This window comes from Clostridia bacterium (assembly GCA_012841935.1).
GTDB lineage: Bacteria > Bacillota > Peptococcia > DRI-13 > DTU073 > DUTS01.
On the sequence record DUTS01000039.1, the window covers coordinates 1 to 13,528 of the forward strand.

General features: G+C 36.2%; 15 protein-coding genes. 7 read left to right on the forward strand and 8 right to left on the reverse strand.

Annotated features, from left to right (window positions below; genetic code table 11):
• The 7 genes from GX687_02270 to GX687_02300 form a co-directional block, all read right to left on the reverse strand.
• Positions 1–433: PrgI family protein (locus GX687_02270; GenBank protein ID HHX96276.1), on the reverse strand; the 433-nt coding region annotated here is incomplete at its 3' end.
• Positions 434–448: 15 nt separating this feature from the next.
• Positions 449–1,273, reverse strand: a complete 825-nt coding sequence (locus GX687_02275) for a hypothetical protein (protein ID HHX96277.1) — start codon at positions 1,271–1,273, stop codon at positions 449–451.
• A 155-nt stretch (positions 1,274–1,428) separates the two neighbouring features.
• A complete protein-coding gene (locus GX687_02280; protein ID HHX96278.1) occupies positions 1,429–2,199 on the reverse strand; it encodes a hypothetical protein in 771 nt (256 codons plus the stop codon).
• 110 nt (positions 2,200–2,309) lie between these two features.
• On the reverse strand, positions 2,310–2,729 hold the full coding sequence (locus GX687_02285; protein HHX96279.1) for a hypothetical protein: 420 nt from the start codon (positions 2,727–2,729) through the stop codon (positions 2,310–2,312).
• Positions 2,726–4,612, reverse strand: coding sequence for a type IV secretory system conjugative DNA transfer family protein (locus GX687_02290; protein ID HHX96280.1), 1,887 nt, complete (start codon positions 4,610–4,612; stop codon positions 2,726–2,728). Before GX687_02290 ends, GX687_02285 begins: the two co-directional genes overlap by 4 nt.
• A gap of 168 nt (positions 4,613–4,780) precedes the next feature.
• Complete coding sequence (locus GX687_02295; protein ID HHX96281.1) at positions 4,781–5,149, reverse strand: sporulation protein; 369 nt, start codon at positions 5,147–5,149, stop codon at positions 4,781–4,783.
• A gap of 11 nt (positions 5,150–5,160) precedes the next feature.
• Entirely contained in the window at positions 5,161–5,802 is a 642-nt protein-coding gene (locus GX687_02300) for a hypothetical protein (protein HHX96282.1), read from the reverse strand.
• A gap of 137 nt (positions 5,803–5,939) precedes the next feature.
• Here GX687_02300 and GX687_02305 point away from each other — a divergent pair, with 137 nt between their 5' ends.
• Entirely contained in the window at positions 5,940–6,566 is a 627-nt protein-coding gene (locus GX687_02305) for a DUF421 domain-containing protein (GenBank protein ID HHX96283.1), read from the forward strand.
• Positions 6,567–6,962, forward strand: a complete 396-nt coding sequence (locus GX687_02310; protein ID HHX96284.1) for a DUF4363 family protein — start codon at positions 6,567–6,569, stop codon at positions 6,960–6,962. It abuts the gene before it with no gap.
• Here the strand turns inward: GX687_02310 and GX687_02315 are convergent.
• Positions 6,940–7,956: an aspartate-semialdehyde dehydrogenase gene (locus GX687_02315; protein HHX96285.1), complete on the reverse strand. Its 1,017-nt coding sequence runs from the start codon at positions 7,954–7,956 to the stop codon at positions 6,940–6,942. The two genes, GX687_02310 and GX687_02315, sit on opposite strands and share 23 nt — an antisense overlap.
• A 153-nt stretch (positions 7,957–8,109) precedes the next feature.
• Between GX687_02315 and GX687_02320 the strand changes: the two genes are divergently transcribed.
• The 5 genes from GX687_02320 to GX687_02340 all read left to right on the forward strand — a co-directional run.
• Positions 8,110–10,026 (forward strand): hypothetical protein, encoded by a 1,917-nt coding sequence (locus GX687_02320; protein ID HHX96286.1) that lies wholly within the window; start codon positions 8,110–8,112, stop codon positions 10,024–10,026.
• A gap of 97 nt (positions 10,027–10,123) precedes the next feature.
• Positions 10,124–11,269, forward strand: coding sequence for a peptidoglycan DD-metalloendopeptidase family protein (locus GX687_02325; protein HHX96287.1), 1,146 nt, complete (start codon positions 10,124–10,126; stop codon positions 11,267–11,269).
• A 143-nt stretch (positions 11,270–11,412) separates the two neighbouring features.
• Positions 11,413–12,303 carry a zinc ABC transporter substrate-binding protein gene (locus GX687_02330; protein ID HHX96288.1) on the forward strand — a complete coding sequence of 297 codons (891 nt, stop codon included), beginning with the start codon at positions 11,413–11,415 and terminating at the stop codon, positions 12,301–12,303.
• A complete protein-coding gene (locus GX687_02335; protein ID HHX96289.1) occupies positions 12,300–12,926 on the forward strand; it encodes a metal ABC transporter ATP-binding protein in 627 nt (208 codons plus the stop codon). Before GX687_02330 ends, GX687_02335 begins: the two co-directional genes overlap by 4 nt.
• A 1-nt stretch (position 12,927) precedes the next feature.
• The coding region (locus GX687_02340) for a metal ABC transporter permease (GenBank protein ID HHX96290.1) at positions 12,928–13,528 on the forward strand (601 nt) is incomplete at its 3' end.

Below are 13,528 nucleotides of genomic sequence, written 5' to 3' on the forward strand. Positions count from 1 at the left end.
ACTTTAATTCCAAATATTTTTTAAGCTTTCTCCGCTTATTAAACCTGCGAGTCAGCTTATAAAAGGCACTTTCTCGCCGCTTTCGTTCCATAGCTATTTTTCTATGATGGGCCTCCATTAAAATAGCATATAAATTCTCCGATTTATATTTTCTTTTTCGGGGGGCCAGTAATTGAAATCTAATTATACATAAAGCAAACTGTTCAAAAGGCATGCCATTATACTGAAAAAATCCAATAAAGAAAAAGGGTGCCGCTATACAAATAATAATCCAAGCCGCCAAATCATCACCAATTACAGGGCGAAGATAAATATAAATAGGAATATTTAACACAATTGCCAATACACCGCATATAGTCTGTCTTAAATTAAGCCCAAAAAACAGCTTTTCACGATAGGCACGTATTTCCTTAGGCACCTTTACTTCAATCATCTTCGCTATCCCCCTTTATGCACCCATAATTTGCTTAGCCCAATTACCCGATTTCAACACAGTAAATAATAATACCGCCGAGCATATCAAATAAGTAATCAAATTACCAAACATGCCAGTGAACGTAGTACCACCAAAAGCCTGAGCCATGCTTACATAAAGACAGCACATCGCTACAATTATCACACCCTGTAGTAACACCGCTATATAACCCTTTATAAAACTAATAGCGATACTTGATGTTGATTCCCCCGCAATAGTAGATAATGGAATAGGAGCAATGGCTGTGTAAATAGCGATTTCAAGAAAACGCCCTATAACCACAAATACAACCACAATTCTTATTATCAAAACGATAAACCAGGCTATTGCCATTTTCAAAAAAACGAAAGGACCATCCCAAAATCCAGCTTTTGCATATTCACCAGCCAACTTTGCATGTTCTTCCGGACTTAAAATACTCTTTATATTTTTAGGATCACCGATCAGTCCTAAAACACCATTCATAACAATTGCAATTACTTCCAAAATAGCATAACAATTCTGAACCACAAGCTTCGCAATGAAAAATCGCAACAATATTTTAACAACATTCTCCCAATTAACAAATTCAAACATCACCGTTTTTTTAAGAAATTCATAAAAGAAGAAAAAAATTAATAAAGTTAAAGCTATCGACTCTAAAGACGTCGCAAATACTTTTGCGGTAGTAGCAACTCCACTCATCGAACCTTCGGAATAATCCCCAAAAGGCAGTGCTTTTACAGTCTCAATAATTTTTACTATATCTTTTTCCAAACCGGTTAAGCCATCAGCCATGTTATTATACATCTCATCCATGGGCCCACCCCCTAAACCATAACTATATTTATCTTAACAATCCTTATATCCCTAAACATTTACTACATTCTTAGTTATATTATAACAAAAAAGCTGTTAAATGTACAGTATTTGCTATAATTTATCCCTATTTTGCGACTCTTAAGCTATTATTCCTAAAGGAACAATTTATTAACCGACATGGAAACACTCCAAACCATGAACCCAGAAACCATAGCAGTTAAACCAACCACCTTTTCGCCCGCATCATCCTGCACAAAAGCCAGTCCAAGTTTTATGGCCCCATAAAAAGCCACCAATAAACCAAGCTTTGCCGTCCAACCCACTAATATACCGGTTGAATTATAAAGCTTAGCTTGTCCCTTCGCAGCCCAGCTAGTTGAATCTAATCCCGACCCCGGGAGTGCTCCACCAAACCCCGGTTTATTGGCTTCCGCAATTGCATTGTTAACAGCCACAAGAAACGAATCGTAATCAGAGGGAGCCCCGGGGACATTATCATAAACATCTCTCCAAGTATTAATTGATATTGAAAAATAAGGGGCTACATCCGCCAACTCAGTTTTCCCGCCGCGAACAAGTGCCAAAAAATCATTCCAAGAACCTACTCCTGCTTCTCCCGTGCCAGCCTGATTCCCCTGTTCAATAGCCATATTAATCATCAAGCTAAAATCCTCATAATTTGCGGGTGCATCCGGAATACACCGCTGCACATCTTGCCAAGTATTCACTTTTTGCGAAAGATATGGTTCCACTTGACTTATCGTAGTTTTTCCACTACGAATTAGGGCTAACAGTTCATCCCAAGTGTTAACTTGTCCACCATAGACCGTTTCCGGAAACATAACAGCACCAATTAACAGCACCGTACACAAAAGTGAGCTCATCATCATTATCGTTTTTCTTTTTCTAATTAACTTTTTCATGAAACCCACCCCCGAACTTAAGCTATTTAGAAAAAAAGGGAGACCGCTTATTAAAAAGACCAGCCCTCCCCATAATAATTTACCTACAAACTTTATCAATTTCTAAATAATTAAGCGGTAAAGAAAATATTTACGGACATGGAAATACCCCAAAGCATAAATCCTGCGGCCATTGTTTTTAAACCTCTTACCTTAGAATCGGCATCATCATTCATAAAGCCTAATACTGTTTGCAGAGCACCAAAGAAAGCCACTACCAGACCAATTTTACCCGCCCAACCAGCTAGCCAACCAATTACCTTATGCATTTTGTCAGCACCCTTTAATTCAGCATCACTTGGTATTGTAATCGGACCGGTCTCCTCTTTACCTTCACCTTCACCTTCACCTTCACCTTCACCTTTAGCATAGGCCGGCAAAGCAAATAAACTAAATAAAATCGTAAAACAAACCAACAACGCCGCAAAAAACATTACTTTCCTTTGAAACTTTCTACTAAACATTTTCTTCCTAATTACTATACCCCTCATTCAGAATCACTCCTTTTTACTTTTTTAATAAGCCTGAATTTTATCTCCGGGAATCTCAAGAAGTCATGATCAAGAGTTCTTTCACGGAGTAAGCTATTTTCATGGTGATAGGGATCACCATCACCAAATTGCAAATCCCTTCCGGCCATTTTCACCCCCTTAATATTCCGATAATCAAAGAAATAGCGGTCAGAACTATCATACAAATACTTATAGTTCTTGTGACTCTCCAATCTATACTTACGGGAATAAAAGGGATTCATTCCTCTAATATGTAAAATACAATCGCGGTCTGGGATACGACCCAATTCATCCGGCTTCATTAACTCACGAGCCATTCCGTCAAAACTTTTGGAACTGGTATGTTTCCAAAGTGATTCCCTAGAAACACTTATAGAGTAAGAATCAATACTTTCTTCACCTAAAATCTTACTAACATATTCTAATGTAGCGATATCTTTCCCACCAAGGAATAACATACTATCACAGTTACCAATTATGTTTTCCCAGGTAGCTTCGTAAACAGCTTCTAGTTGAGAAATGTTTTGAATAATTACACTAACACTAACTTCTCTACTCCTCATGGTACCAACTAATTTATCAAATTCAGGTATTTGCCCAATATTGGCGAACTCATCCAAAATAAATCTAACGTGAATCGGCAACCTGCCCCGATACTTAAAATCGGCCACATGATAAAGAGTATCAAAAAGCTGTGTATACATCATGGCCACCAAAAAGTTAAACGTAGTGTTACTATCTGACATTAAAACAAACAGGGCTGTTTTCTGATCCCCAAGTGTCTCTAATCCCAGGGTATCGCGTGAAGTCAAATTCCCCAAAGCCGGTATATTAAATGAGGCTAAACGCACACCAGCCGAAATCAAAATTGATTTTGCCGTTTTACCGGCAGCTTGTTTAAAAATTGAATATTGTTTTAAAGCAATATGCTGTGGCTTTTCCTTTTTTAACTGTCTAAAAATTAAATCCAAATCACTTTCATATTCGTCGTCCATTTCTCTTACTTCAGCCATGCGTAGCAATTCCAAAATTGTCGAGAAATTTTGCTCCTCTTTAGGTAATTCATACCAAACAAAGAAGGCTAAAGCTTGTAAAAGAGCCGTTTCGGCTTTTTCCCAAAAAGGGTCCTGAGCCTGTGAACCATCTGGAGTAGTATTTTGAATCAAACAATCAATAACCTTCAAGACATCTGTTTCATCTCGAATATATTCGAAAGGATTATAGCCATCACTATGTTCCATATCAATAACATTCAAAACCTTAATACGGTAACCCATCTTTTGCAAAAAACAACCTGTATCCCGCAAAATTTCCCCTTTAGGGTCTGTAATGACATAAGATGTATTCGCTTGCAGAATATTCGGCTTGGCAAAATATCGTGTTTTCCCAGTACCCGGTGAACCAATAATTAGCATATTCAAGTTTTTACCCGTTTTACGAGTATTAAGACTCATACCTTCTGTTTGAGTAAAAATAATGTTATTGTTTTTGCGGCGGTCCATAATTTTTTTAATGTCACCACGTTTGGCCCATTCCGCCGTACCAAATTCCTTTCCCAGCATATATTTTTTACGGGTAGTAAAATAATAAGCTACCATAACAAAGTAAAACATTGAAAAAAAGAGAAACTGCTGTAACTCACGTAAGGTTGGCACAAAAATAGGAGCCTCTTGCATCTGCAGAGCAACCTGATCAACAAATCCCTCAATCTGCTCAATACTCTCTATTACAAATTGCTCATATGTATTATAAACAGAACAAACATGCAGCATTATAAAAGCAAAAACTCCATAACCAACCACAAAAAGGAACAAATGAAACCTTAACCTACTTTCCCTTTTTTGTTGTTCGGTTACTGCCATCTCCCCCACCCCCTGCAAATCATTTCAAGAACGCACTAACTTATTATAGATTATTACAACAAATTATGACAAAAAGCAAGCAAATCCTACTCTTGTAACTATATTATAACATTTTCCCTAACTAATAACAATAAGAGTCATTATCTTTTGTAATGTTTAGATAACAGGTTATTCTGTTTGGGGGTTCTCCTTTTTTTCACCCCGACCTTTACCTTTTAACTTACTAATCAAACCCGGGGCCATCTTTAAAATATTTTCCCAAGAATCACGTTCTTTTAAGGGAATTAAGGAAACCTCTTCCTCTTTCACCACCATAATAGCTGTTGGCATTATTTTTGCCCCTACACCCGCTCCAGCAGCACCATCTGCTTTTTTATCCTTAGATGTTCCCCCACCAGAACCCAAACCAAAACTAATTTCGATTAAAGGAATTAAAGTTATGTCACCCACTTTTATAGGTTCACCAACAACGGTTTCTGTGCGGAAAAAAGTTTTTAATTGACCAAACAAGGTTTGTAAATGCTGATTAAAATCCATTCTTTTACCTCCTAGGTACACCTTTTCAATTTAACCCCTTTAAACCAACAAAGGGGATAAAGCCATAAAAATTGTAAACAATAATAAAGTAAAACAATTAAACATACTTTACCTTCCATTTGCAGATCAAATTCACAGACCGATCCGGTAAAATCTAAATTTATCAGCCAATTTCTCTTTCGCCATCCCATCAAAAAAGCGGCCAATAAACCAGTATAATAAGGATCGTCAAAACCTATTTTACCTTCGAAAAACATTTTACGCGGGTAAAAAACCGCACCAATGCTAAATAATAATTCTCGTAAACAAGCAAATGCTTCCCGACTTAACAATTCCTGCCAATTAAATATCCTTCGCCATATTCTTCTCTTTTTCGTCTCCTTTTCCTGCTTATCCAATAAAGTTTTTTGTTTTTTTATGCCTTTTTCCTTTTTTTTCATTCTTTTTATCAATCTACCAAACAAAAAAATAGCCTTTTCCAATTCCTGATCTTTGTATTGCAAACATAATCGAAGCCCACCTTGTTTCAACACAAAGTTTGTTTCCCATTTTTCTTGTTTAGCAATCTTCAATGAATAATAAAAAGGACAAAATAAAATAAAAAGAACAATTCCTAAACAAAAAACGAGAAAATAAACTAAACCTAACAGCATAAAAACTCACTTCCCTTATTCAATCCATAACTAACCATTATGATATCAAGAAAACACACAAAATAATATAAAGGGGAGATTTAAATTTGATTGTCTTCTTTCGTACCCTTATTTTATATTCCTTGGTTGTCTTAGTTATGCGTTTGATGGGTAAACGCCAAATCGGGGAACTACAACCTTTTGAATTAGTAATTGCCATCATGATTTCCGAATTGGCAGCTGTGCCCATGGCTGATACCGAAATACCACTTTTAGATGGAATTATTCCCATTTTGACTTTACTTTTGGCCCAAGTTTCCATTGCCTATCTTACTTTAAAAAGCAAACGAGCCAGAACCTTTATTTGCGGCCGCCCTAGTATTTTAATAGAAAAAGGCACCATTATTGAAAGTGAACTGCGCCGTTTACGAATTAATTTAAATGACCTTTTGGAACAATTACGGGTTAAAAACTTTACTAATATTGCTGATGTTGATTATGCCATTTTAGAAACCAATGGACAAATGAGTATCATCCCTAAAAGCAGCAGCCGCCCCATCATTACAGAAGATTTAGGGATAAACCCTAAAGATGTGGGCTTACCCTTATCATTAGTATTAGATGGGTATATCGAACATGATAATTTAAAACGCTTTAACCTTACCGAAGAAAAATTACTAGACAAACTAAGTAAATATCAAATCAAAGATTTAAAGGAACTTTTTTTTGTAAGTATTGATAAAACGGGAAAAATATCTTGGCAGCGTAAAAAGGAGGTTAATTAATTGTTTGAACAAAAATATTTTGTTCCCCTAGCCCTAATCATGTTATTACTGTTTCTTTTAAGTTTAGGTTGGGGTATGAATGTTTTTTTAGATAGAAGTGCCGCCTTACTTTTGAAAGCTACCCAAAAAATTGAACTCGCAATTAAAGAAGCCAACTGGACAAAAGCGAAAAAGCACTTTCAACAAACCAAAAAGGAATGGGACGAGGTACGCAAATATTGGCCTTTATTAATTCATCACCAAGAAATGGACCGTATTGAAGAAAGTTTCGCCAAAATAAAGAGCTATCTTGATCATCAAGATAGCAATCATGCTTTAGCTGAAATTTACGTTTTACACAGCTATATTCAACATATCCCGGAAAGCAAAGCCCTCAGCTTGCAAAATATTTTTTAACCAGCAATTCCGCTATCTGCACTGCATTTAAGGCCGCCCCCTTGCGCAGATTATCGGCCACCACCCATAAATTTAAACCATGTGCTACCGTAAAATCTTTCCTTATTCTACCCACATATACTTTATCCCCCCCTGCACAATCTAAAGGCAGAGGATAAACATTGTTTTCCACATCATCAACTACTTTTACCCCAGGGGCTTTTGCCAATATTTCTTTTACAGCCGCTATTTCAGGCAAAGGTTTTTCAGTTTCAATATTAAGGGCCTCTGCATGACAATTAAAAACCGGAACCCTTACAGCAGTAGGGGAAATTTGTAAAGAAGTATCATTTAAAATTTTATGTGTTTCCCGCACCATTTTTAATTCTTCTTTGGTATAACCATTTTCCAAAAAAGAATCAATATGTGGTAAAACATTAAAAGCAATTTGATGAGGATATACATTTACCTGCGGTTTTTCACCACTTACAAATGCCTTTACCTGATTTTCCAATTCTTCGATGGCCTGCCGTCCCGTACCTGAAACTGACTGATATGTGGAAACTACAATTCTTTTAATTTTAAACAAATCATGTAATGGTTTTAAAGGAACCACCATCTGAATTGTGGAACAATTAGGATTGGCAATTATACCATGATGATCTTCAATAGCCGTGGGATTTACTTCCGGAATAACCAACGGTACATTTGGCTCCAAACGAAAAGCACTGCTATTATCTATTACCACGGCCCCAGCCTCCAAAGCCAAAGGTGCCAATTCCAAAGAGGCCTTACCACCAGCTGCCATTAGAACCAGATCTATATTCTGAAAGGCTCCTGGTGTAAAACATTCTACTACATACTTTTGTCCCCGGAATCTAATTATTTCACCGGCATTTCTCCTGACTAATAAACGCAGTTCAGCCACAGGAATCCGAGATTTTTCCAAAATGGCAACCATTTGTCGCCCCACTGCTCCCATACCGACTATAGCTATATTATATCTACTCATCATTATCCCCCTCACCATTAATACACTATTTAAGTATATGTTATTATACAACTCCCCCGTGATTCCTGCAATACATGACTTTTTTTACGGGGTTTACCTCCTAATCTTTTTCCTTTAAAATAATAGTTGTCGACATTATTTTTCAAGGAGGCCCTTATGAAAAAAAAGCTAATTATGATTATTCTGGGTTTATTTATTTCCGTTCCCACTTTAGCGGTTACCAATACACCTAAACAGATGGTAGCGGAAATTATTCCTTTACAAAAAACAGACATCCTGCTTGCCGACCAAAAAATTGATTTGGGATTTACAGAAGAAAGCATTTTGGTTAATTCTACCTATTCTTTAATCAATCCCGGAGAAAACAACAAAAAACTAAAAATGGGATTACCTTTTCTCACAAAAGAAGAATCTTTAACAGTTTGGGCTGGGGAAACGGAAATTGAAACCAAATACCAACCTAGAGCCCAACGTTATTTTTGGGAAATCACCTTAGAACCCCACCAAGAGCTTACCCTAAACCTAGATTATCGACTCCCACTTACAACTGATACCCAAGGTTTTTGCAGCTTTGGTTATTCTTTTCCCCAAAATGGCTTTACCTTAAAAGAAAAGGCCCAATTCACCCTAATGGTTAATTTTTTAAATACACATCCGGGATTAATCCATTCCCTTACACCTGGTTATCAATTTAAGGAAGATTTACTTATTTGGTCTTTCACCGATAATAGAGAACCACTCAGCATTCAAATTAATTTAAAAAAAGAACAGCAAGAGTGGCTGCAATTACTTAGTCCCGAAGAAGAACAAACTATCGCCATTTTAACCGCCTATGAAGAATATGATAAAGCAATTTCCCTACTAGAAAAAAAGCAAACTGAAATTAGCAAAAAAGAAGAAAAACTGGCTCTTCTACACGGTCAAGCCTATTACTATCAAAAAGCTGCCAATGAAAAAAAGGCTTTACAATTATTTAATGAGCTAATAAATAATGAAGCCACCTATCCGCGGGCATATTGGGAAGTAGGTAAATCCTATGACCAACATACCGGCAAATTAATGAACTTATTAAATCAAATTCAAGAACTAAAAGTTCACTCTTTACTACAGCCCTGGCTAAAAGCCAAACTGCCGCCCGAAAAAGTAAAACCCAGCCCACCGGAAATAACTATTAAGTATACGACTACTAATGAAAGCCGCCAAGGCATTATTTTAAAAAGTTATTTAGAAGACCCAGATGGTGATCTTTCCCAGATTACACTTAATTATCAATGGGAAGGAGAAACCGCACAACAAATAGATTTTCCTTTACAGCCCTTTCAATATGATTATGATTTAGTTTACTTTAACCCAGCACCTGGACCCTTTAAAAAATTATTCTACGAATTAACTGCCTCTGATTCTGCCGGACATCAAGTCACCACTGGCAAAAAAGAAACCTTTTATCTGAATAAAAACATAGAAAGCAGTGCCTTTATTCTAGAAGGGGCTAATCTAATTCTTGGTGATTATTTCCCAGAAGAACAAAATAAAGTTTATAAATGGTTCAAAAGTTATTTAAAAATGGCCAAAGAGGCTGGTTTTGTTCCCGTAGAAGCTAAAAGTCCCCTTTTTATTTTTATGGGGAAAGAACATGATTTTTATGAAAACTATCAAGGTTCATTATTTGTCTATTATACTGCTTCACCTTTTAATCCCCAGGAAACAAGAATTCCGGTACACCGCCATTTTTTAAGTCACTGGTATGGACCAGGCTGGCACACACTACCACTAGAAGAATTAATTTCTTTAGGTGATGCCCTTCTTTTAAATAAAGGTTGGCAAGCACAAATTTTTACCTATTTACAAAAAAAGAACCACCAACAATTTGCAGTCCTCCTTTGTGAAATTGGTAATGGTCATGACTATACAACAGCCCTAGCCAATACATTTCACCTCACACCTTTAAAAGCGAACTTCTTAACTATTTGGTATTTAATCGGCAACTACATTTTAGCAATCCTAATCATTATTACCTTTGCCTGGTTAGGGAAAAACGGACATTTAACCAAATTATTCAAAGGTCTTTCCTGATTTTTTATCAAAAACTCTTTTTTCTCCCGAAAAAAACCAAAGTTCGGCAGGAGTTTTTTACTCCATGTCGAACTTTATAATGTCGGGAGGGATCTAGGTGAAAATAAAAGCAAACATCTTGAAAAAACTAGCTATTAGCCTTAGTTTACTTATAGCCACATCGGCTTTTTCTTATGCAGGATCGGTAAATATTGATTTAGAAGAACAGCAAAATCAAATACTAGAACAAATTACTGCCCAAAAAAATATTTTAAATAAAAAAAAGGCAGAAGAAAAAAATGCACTTTTAGAACTAAGGGCCTTAAACAATACAATTTCCAAAACTACCAATACTTTAAAATCTACAGAAACAAAACTTTCCACTTTGGAAAGAGAAATGCTTAATTTGGAAAAAGAATTACGGAATTATAAAAAACAAATAAATCTTAATACTAAAGCCTTGGAACAAAACCTCAGGCTTCTTTACGAACAAGGTGACGTTCATTTTCTGGAAGTCCTTTTAGACTCTACCAGTATAAGTGATTTTTTAACTCGCTGGGATCTTTTAAGTACACTAGCCGAAAATAATAAACAATTAATCAAGGAAAATGAAGAGCAAATCAAATTAGTTCATATTAAACAAGAAATGGCTTTACAAAAACGGCATTCCCTGGCAGAGTTAAAAACTAAACAAGATCTTCAAAGAAAAGAATTAGCTATAGCCAGTTCCAGACAGCAAACTGTTTATAATTCCTTAAAATCGGAAAGAGCCCGTGAAGAGGCAGCCTTGAACGAACTAGAAGAACAATCACGACAAATTGCCGCCGAAATCAGAAGGCAAACTGGTGGAGATAGTGGTGAATATTTAGGTTCTGGTAAATTTACCTGGCCAGCACCTGGTCACACTAGAATTACTTCCTCTTATGGAATGCGTTTTCATCCCATTTTAAAAGTAAATAAATTACATACTGGTGTAGATATTGGTGCCCCTAAAGGAGCAAATATTGTCGCCGCAGAAAATGGAACAGTGATGGAAGTAGGCAATCGTGGTGGCTATGGTCTAATCGTTATGCTAAATCATGGTGGTAATTTAGTTACCCTTTATGCTCATGCTTCCAAAACCTTAGTTAAAGTTGGCCAAGAAGTTAAAAAAGGTGAACCAATAGCTAAAGTAGGTAGTACTGGCTACAGCACAGGACCTCATTTACATTTCGAGGTCAGGAAAAACGGTAATCCCGTTAATCCCATGCCTTATTTACAATAATAAATTACTTGCCCACTAAAAAGACAAGGAAAATTAATCCTTGTCTTTAGTTTTTTTACCCGCCTTTATGGCTGTTACTTCTGAAAAGCCCCACTTTTTCATATAATTCTTTTACCACCCTATTTCTAAGGAGGCAGATCTAAATGTTTCACCTTAAAGCCCTGCTATTAAATCTAATTTTATTACTTATTGGTAATGGCTGCTGTATACAACAAACTACTGATTTACCGGTTGTTTATACCAGTATTTATCCCCTTTATGATTTTACCTGTAAAATAGGCGGGGAACAAATTAAAGTACATAATCTTACACCCCCAGGTGTAGAACCACATTCCTTTGAACCTTCACCCCAACAAATAGTTAACTTAGGTCAAGCTGACCTTTTTCTCTATAATGGTGCAAATATGGAGCCTTACCTAGACAAACTAAAAGCCAACTTAACAAATCAACCTGTACATTTTGCTCAGGTTACAACAAATATCCAAGTTCTTAACATAAACCAAGAAACTGATCCCCATTTTTGGCTCAGTCCTCAAGCAGCTTTAATCATTGGAGAAAACATTCTCCAGGAATTAAGCACCCTTGATCCATCCCAGCAAACTATTTACGAAAAAAACTTTGCAAATTTTAAATCACAAATAGAGTCCTTAGATTTAGCTTACCAAGAAACATTGGCTACAGCCAAAAAACAAAAGATTATTGTTACTCATCCGGCTTTTAATTACCTTTGTCAAAACTATCAGCTTACTTCTATCCCCATTCTCGGTCTAAACCCCGAAGCTGAACCTACAGCTCAAAAACTAAAAGAAATTTGCCAAATTCTTAAGGAAGAAAAAATAAAGTACCTTTTTACCGCAAATTTTTATAGTCCTCAAGTCGCTGACACCCTTGCCTATGAAACTGGTGCCCAAGTTTTACCTCTACATCCTTTAGGGACACTCACACAGACAGAATTAAATAATGGCGAAGACTACTTTACCATAATGCGAACTAATCTAGACAATCTAGCTATCGCTTTGGAGTGTGAACTATGAAACAGCTTTGTGTACAATTAAAACAAGTTAATTTTGCTTATCCTGGTCATGAGCTTATTTTAAAAAACATAAATTTAGAAATAAGGGAAGGAGAATTTGCCGTTATTTTCGGACCTAATGGTGCCGCCAAAACCACTTTGCTAAAAATTATTAGCGGTCTTTTAAAACCGGAAAGTGGTTTAGTAAACCTAAACACCTCTTCCCTTGGCTATTTACCGCAAAAAACCTATCTCAATAATAGTTTTCCGGCTACAGTAGAGGAAGTATTAACCTATACTTCAGAAAAAAATAGTCTCTTTAAAGATTTTTTACTTCACGAATTGGGACTTTCCGAAAAACACAGGGCCCTTTTAAAAACTCTTTCAGGTGGACAATTACAGCGTGTGCATTTAGCCCGTATTTTATCAAATAATCCCCAATTACTTATCCTTGATGAACCAACTAATAATTTGGATCAACAAGGGATAGAAAAATTATTCCGGCTCTTAAATAAATTACATCAACAAAATAAAACGATTATCCTTGTTACCCATGATTTAACTCCACTACTGGGAACAGAAGCGAATTTTTATCTCCTTAATCAAAAAAAAATATGTAAACTAAACACTAGGGATGTGATTTGAGATGCTCCAATATACTTTTATGCAGAGGGCCTTACTAGTTGGTTTACTTATTGGAATTTTAGCTCCCACTATTGGTACCTTTTTAGTTTTACGCCGTTTTGCCGTCATTGGTGATACTTTAGCCCATGTTTCCTTAGCCGGTGTCTTAATAGGCCTTTTTTTGGGTTTTAGCCCCCTACCAGCAGCATTAATACTAGTAATCACCGTGACCTTTTTACTTGAAAAATTAAGACAAACTTTTCAGGATTATGCTGAATTGTCCCTAGCCCTTATTATTTCCGCAAGTTTAGGCATCACCGCTCTTTTAATTAACGTAACCAAAAGCTCGGATAACAGTATAGCTGCCCTACTTTTTGGCAGTATTCTCACTCTTAATCAGCAAGACCTTTGGATTATGATTCCTTTAGCTCTACTTACTTTATTTTTTCTTTTTATTTGGCGACATAAATTTTTCTATTTAATTTTTGATGAAACCGGTGCCCGTTTAGCCGGCCTACCAGTTAAATTTTATAATTATCTTTTATTATTACTTACCGCTTTAGTAATCACCATTGGCCTAAAAATTGTCGGTGCCTTATTAATTGCTTCTTTGATGGTCATTC

Coding starts and splice junctions, on each gene's coding strand:
- GX687_02285 (HHX96279.1), bottom strand. CDS start 2,729: ATGAGGGGTATAGTAATTAGGAAGAAAATGTTTAGTAGAAAGTTTCAA.
- GX687_02320 (HHX96286.1), top strand. CDS start 8,110: ATGAAAAAAAAGCTAATTATGATTATTCTGGGTTTATTTATTTCCGTT.
- GX687_02300 (HHX96282.1), bottom strand. CDS start 5,802: ATGCTGTTAGGTTTAGTTTATTTTCTCGTTTTTTGTTTAGGAATTGTT.
- GX687_02280 (HHX96278.1), bottom strand. CDS start 2,199: ATGAAAAAGTTAATTAGAAAAAGAAAAACGATAATGATGATGAGCTCA.
- GX687_02315 (HHX96285.1), bottom strand. CDS start 7,956: ATGATGAGTAGATATAATATAGCTATAGTCGGTATGGGAGCAGTGGGG.
- GX687_02335 (HHX96289.1), top strand. CDS start 12,300: ATGAAACAGCTTTGTGTACAATTAAAACAAGTTAATTTTGCTTATCCT.
- GX687_02330 (HHX96288.1), top strand. CDS start 11,413: ATGTTTCACCTTAAAGCCCTGCTATTAAATCTAATTTTATTACTTATT.
- GX687_02295 (HHX96281.1), bottom strand. CDS start 5,149: ATGGATTTTAATCAGCATTTACAAACCTTGTTTGGTCAATTAAAAACT.
- GX687_02290 (HHX96280.1), bottom strand. CDS start 4,612: ATGGCAGTAACCGAACAACAAAAAAGGGAAAGTAGGTTAAGGTTTCAT.
- GX687_02305 (HHX96283.1), top strand. CDS start 5,940: ATGCGTTTGATGGGTAAACGCCAAATCGGGGAACTACAACCTTTTGAA.
- GX687_02275 (HHX96277.1), bottom strand. CDS start 1,273: ATGGATGAGATGTATAATAACATGGCTGATGGCTTAACCGGTTTGGAA.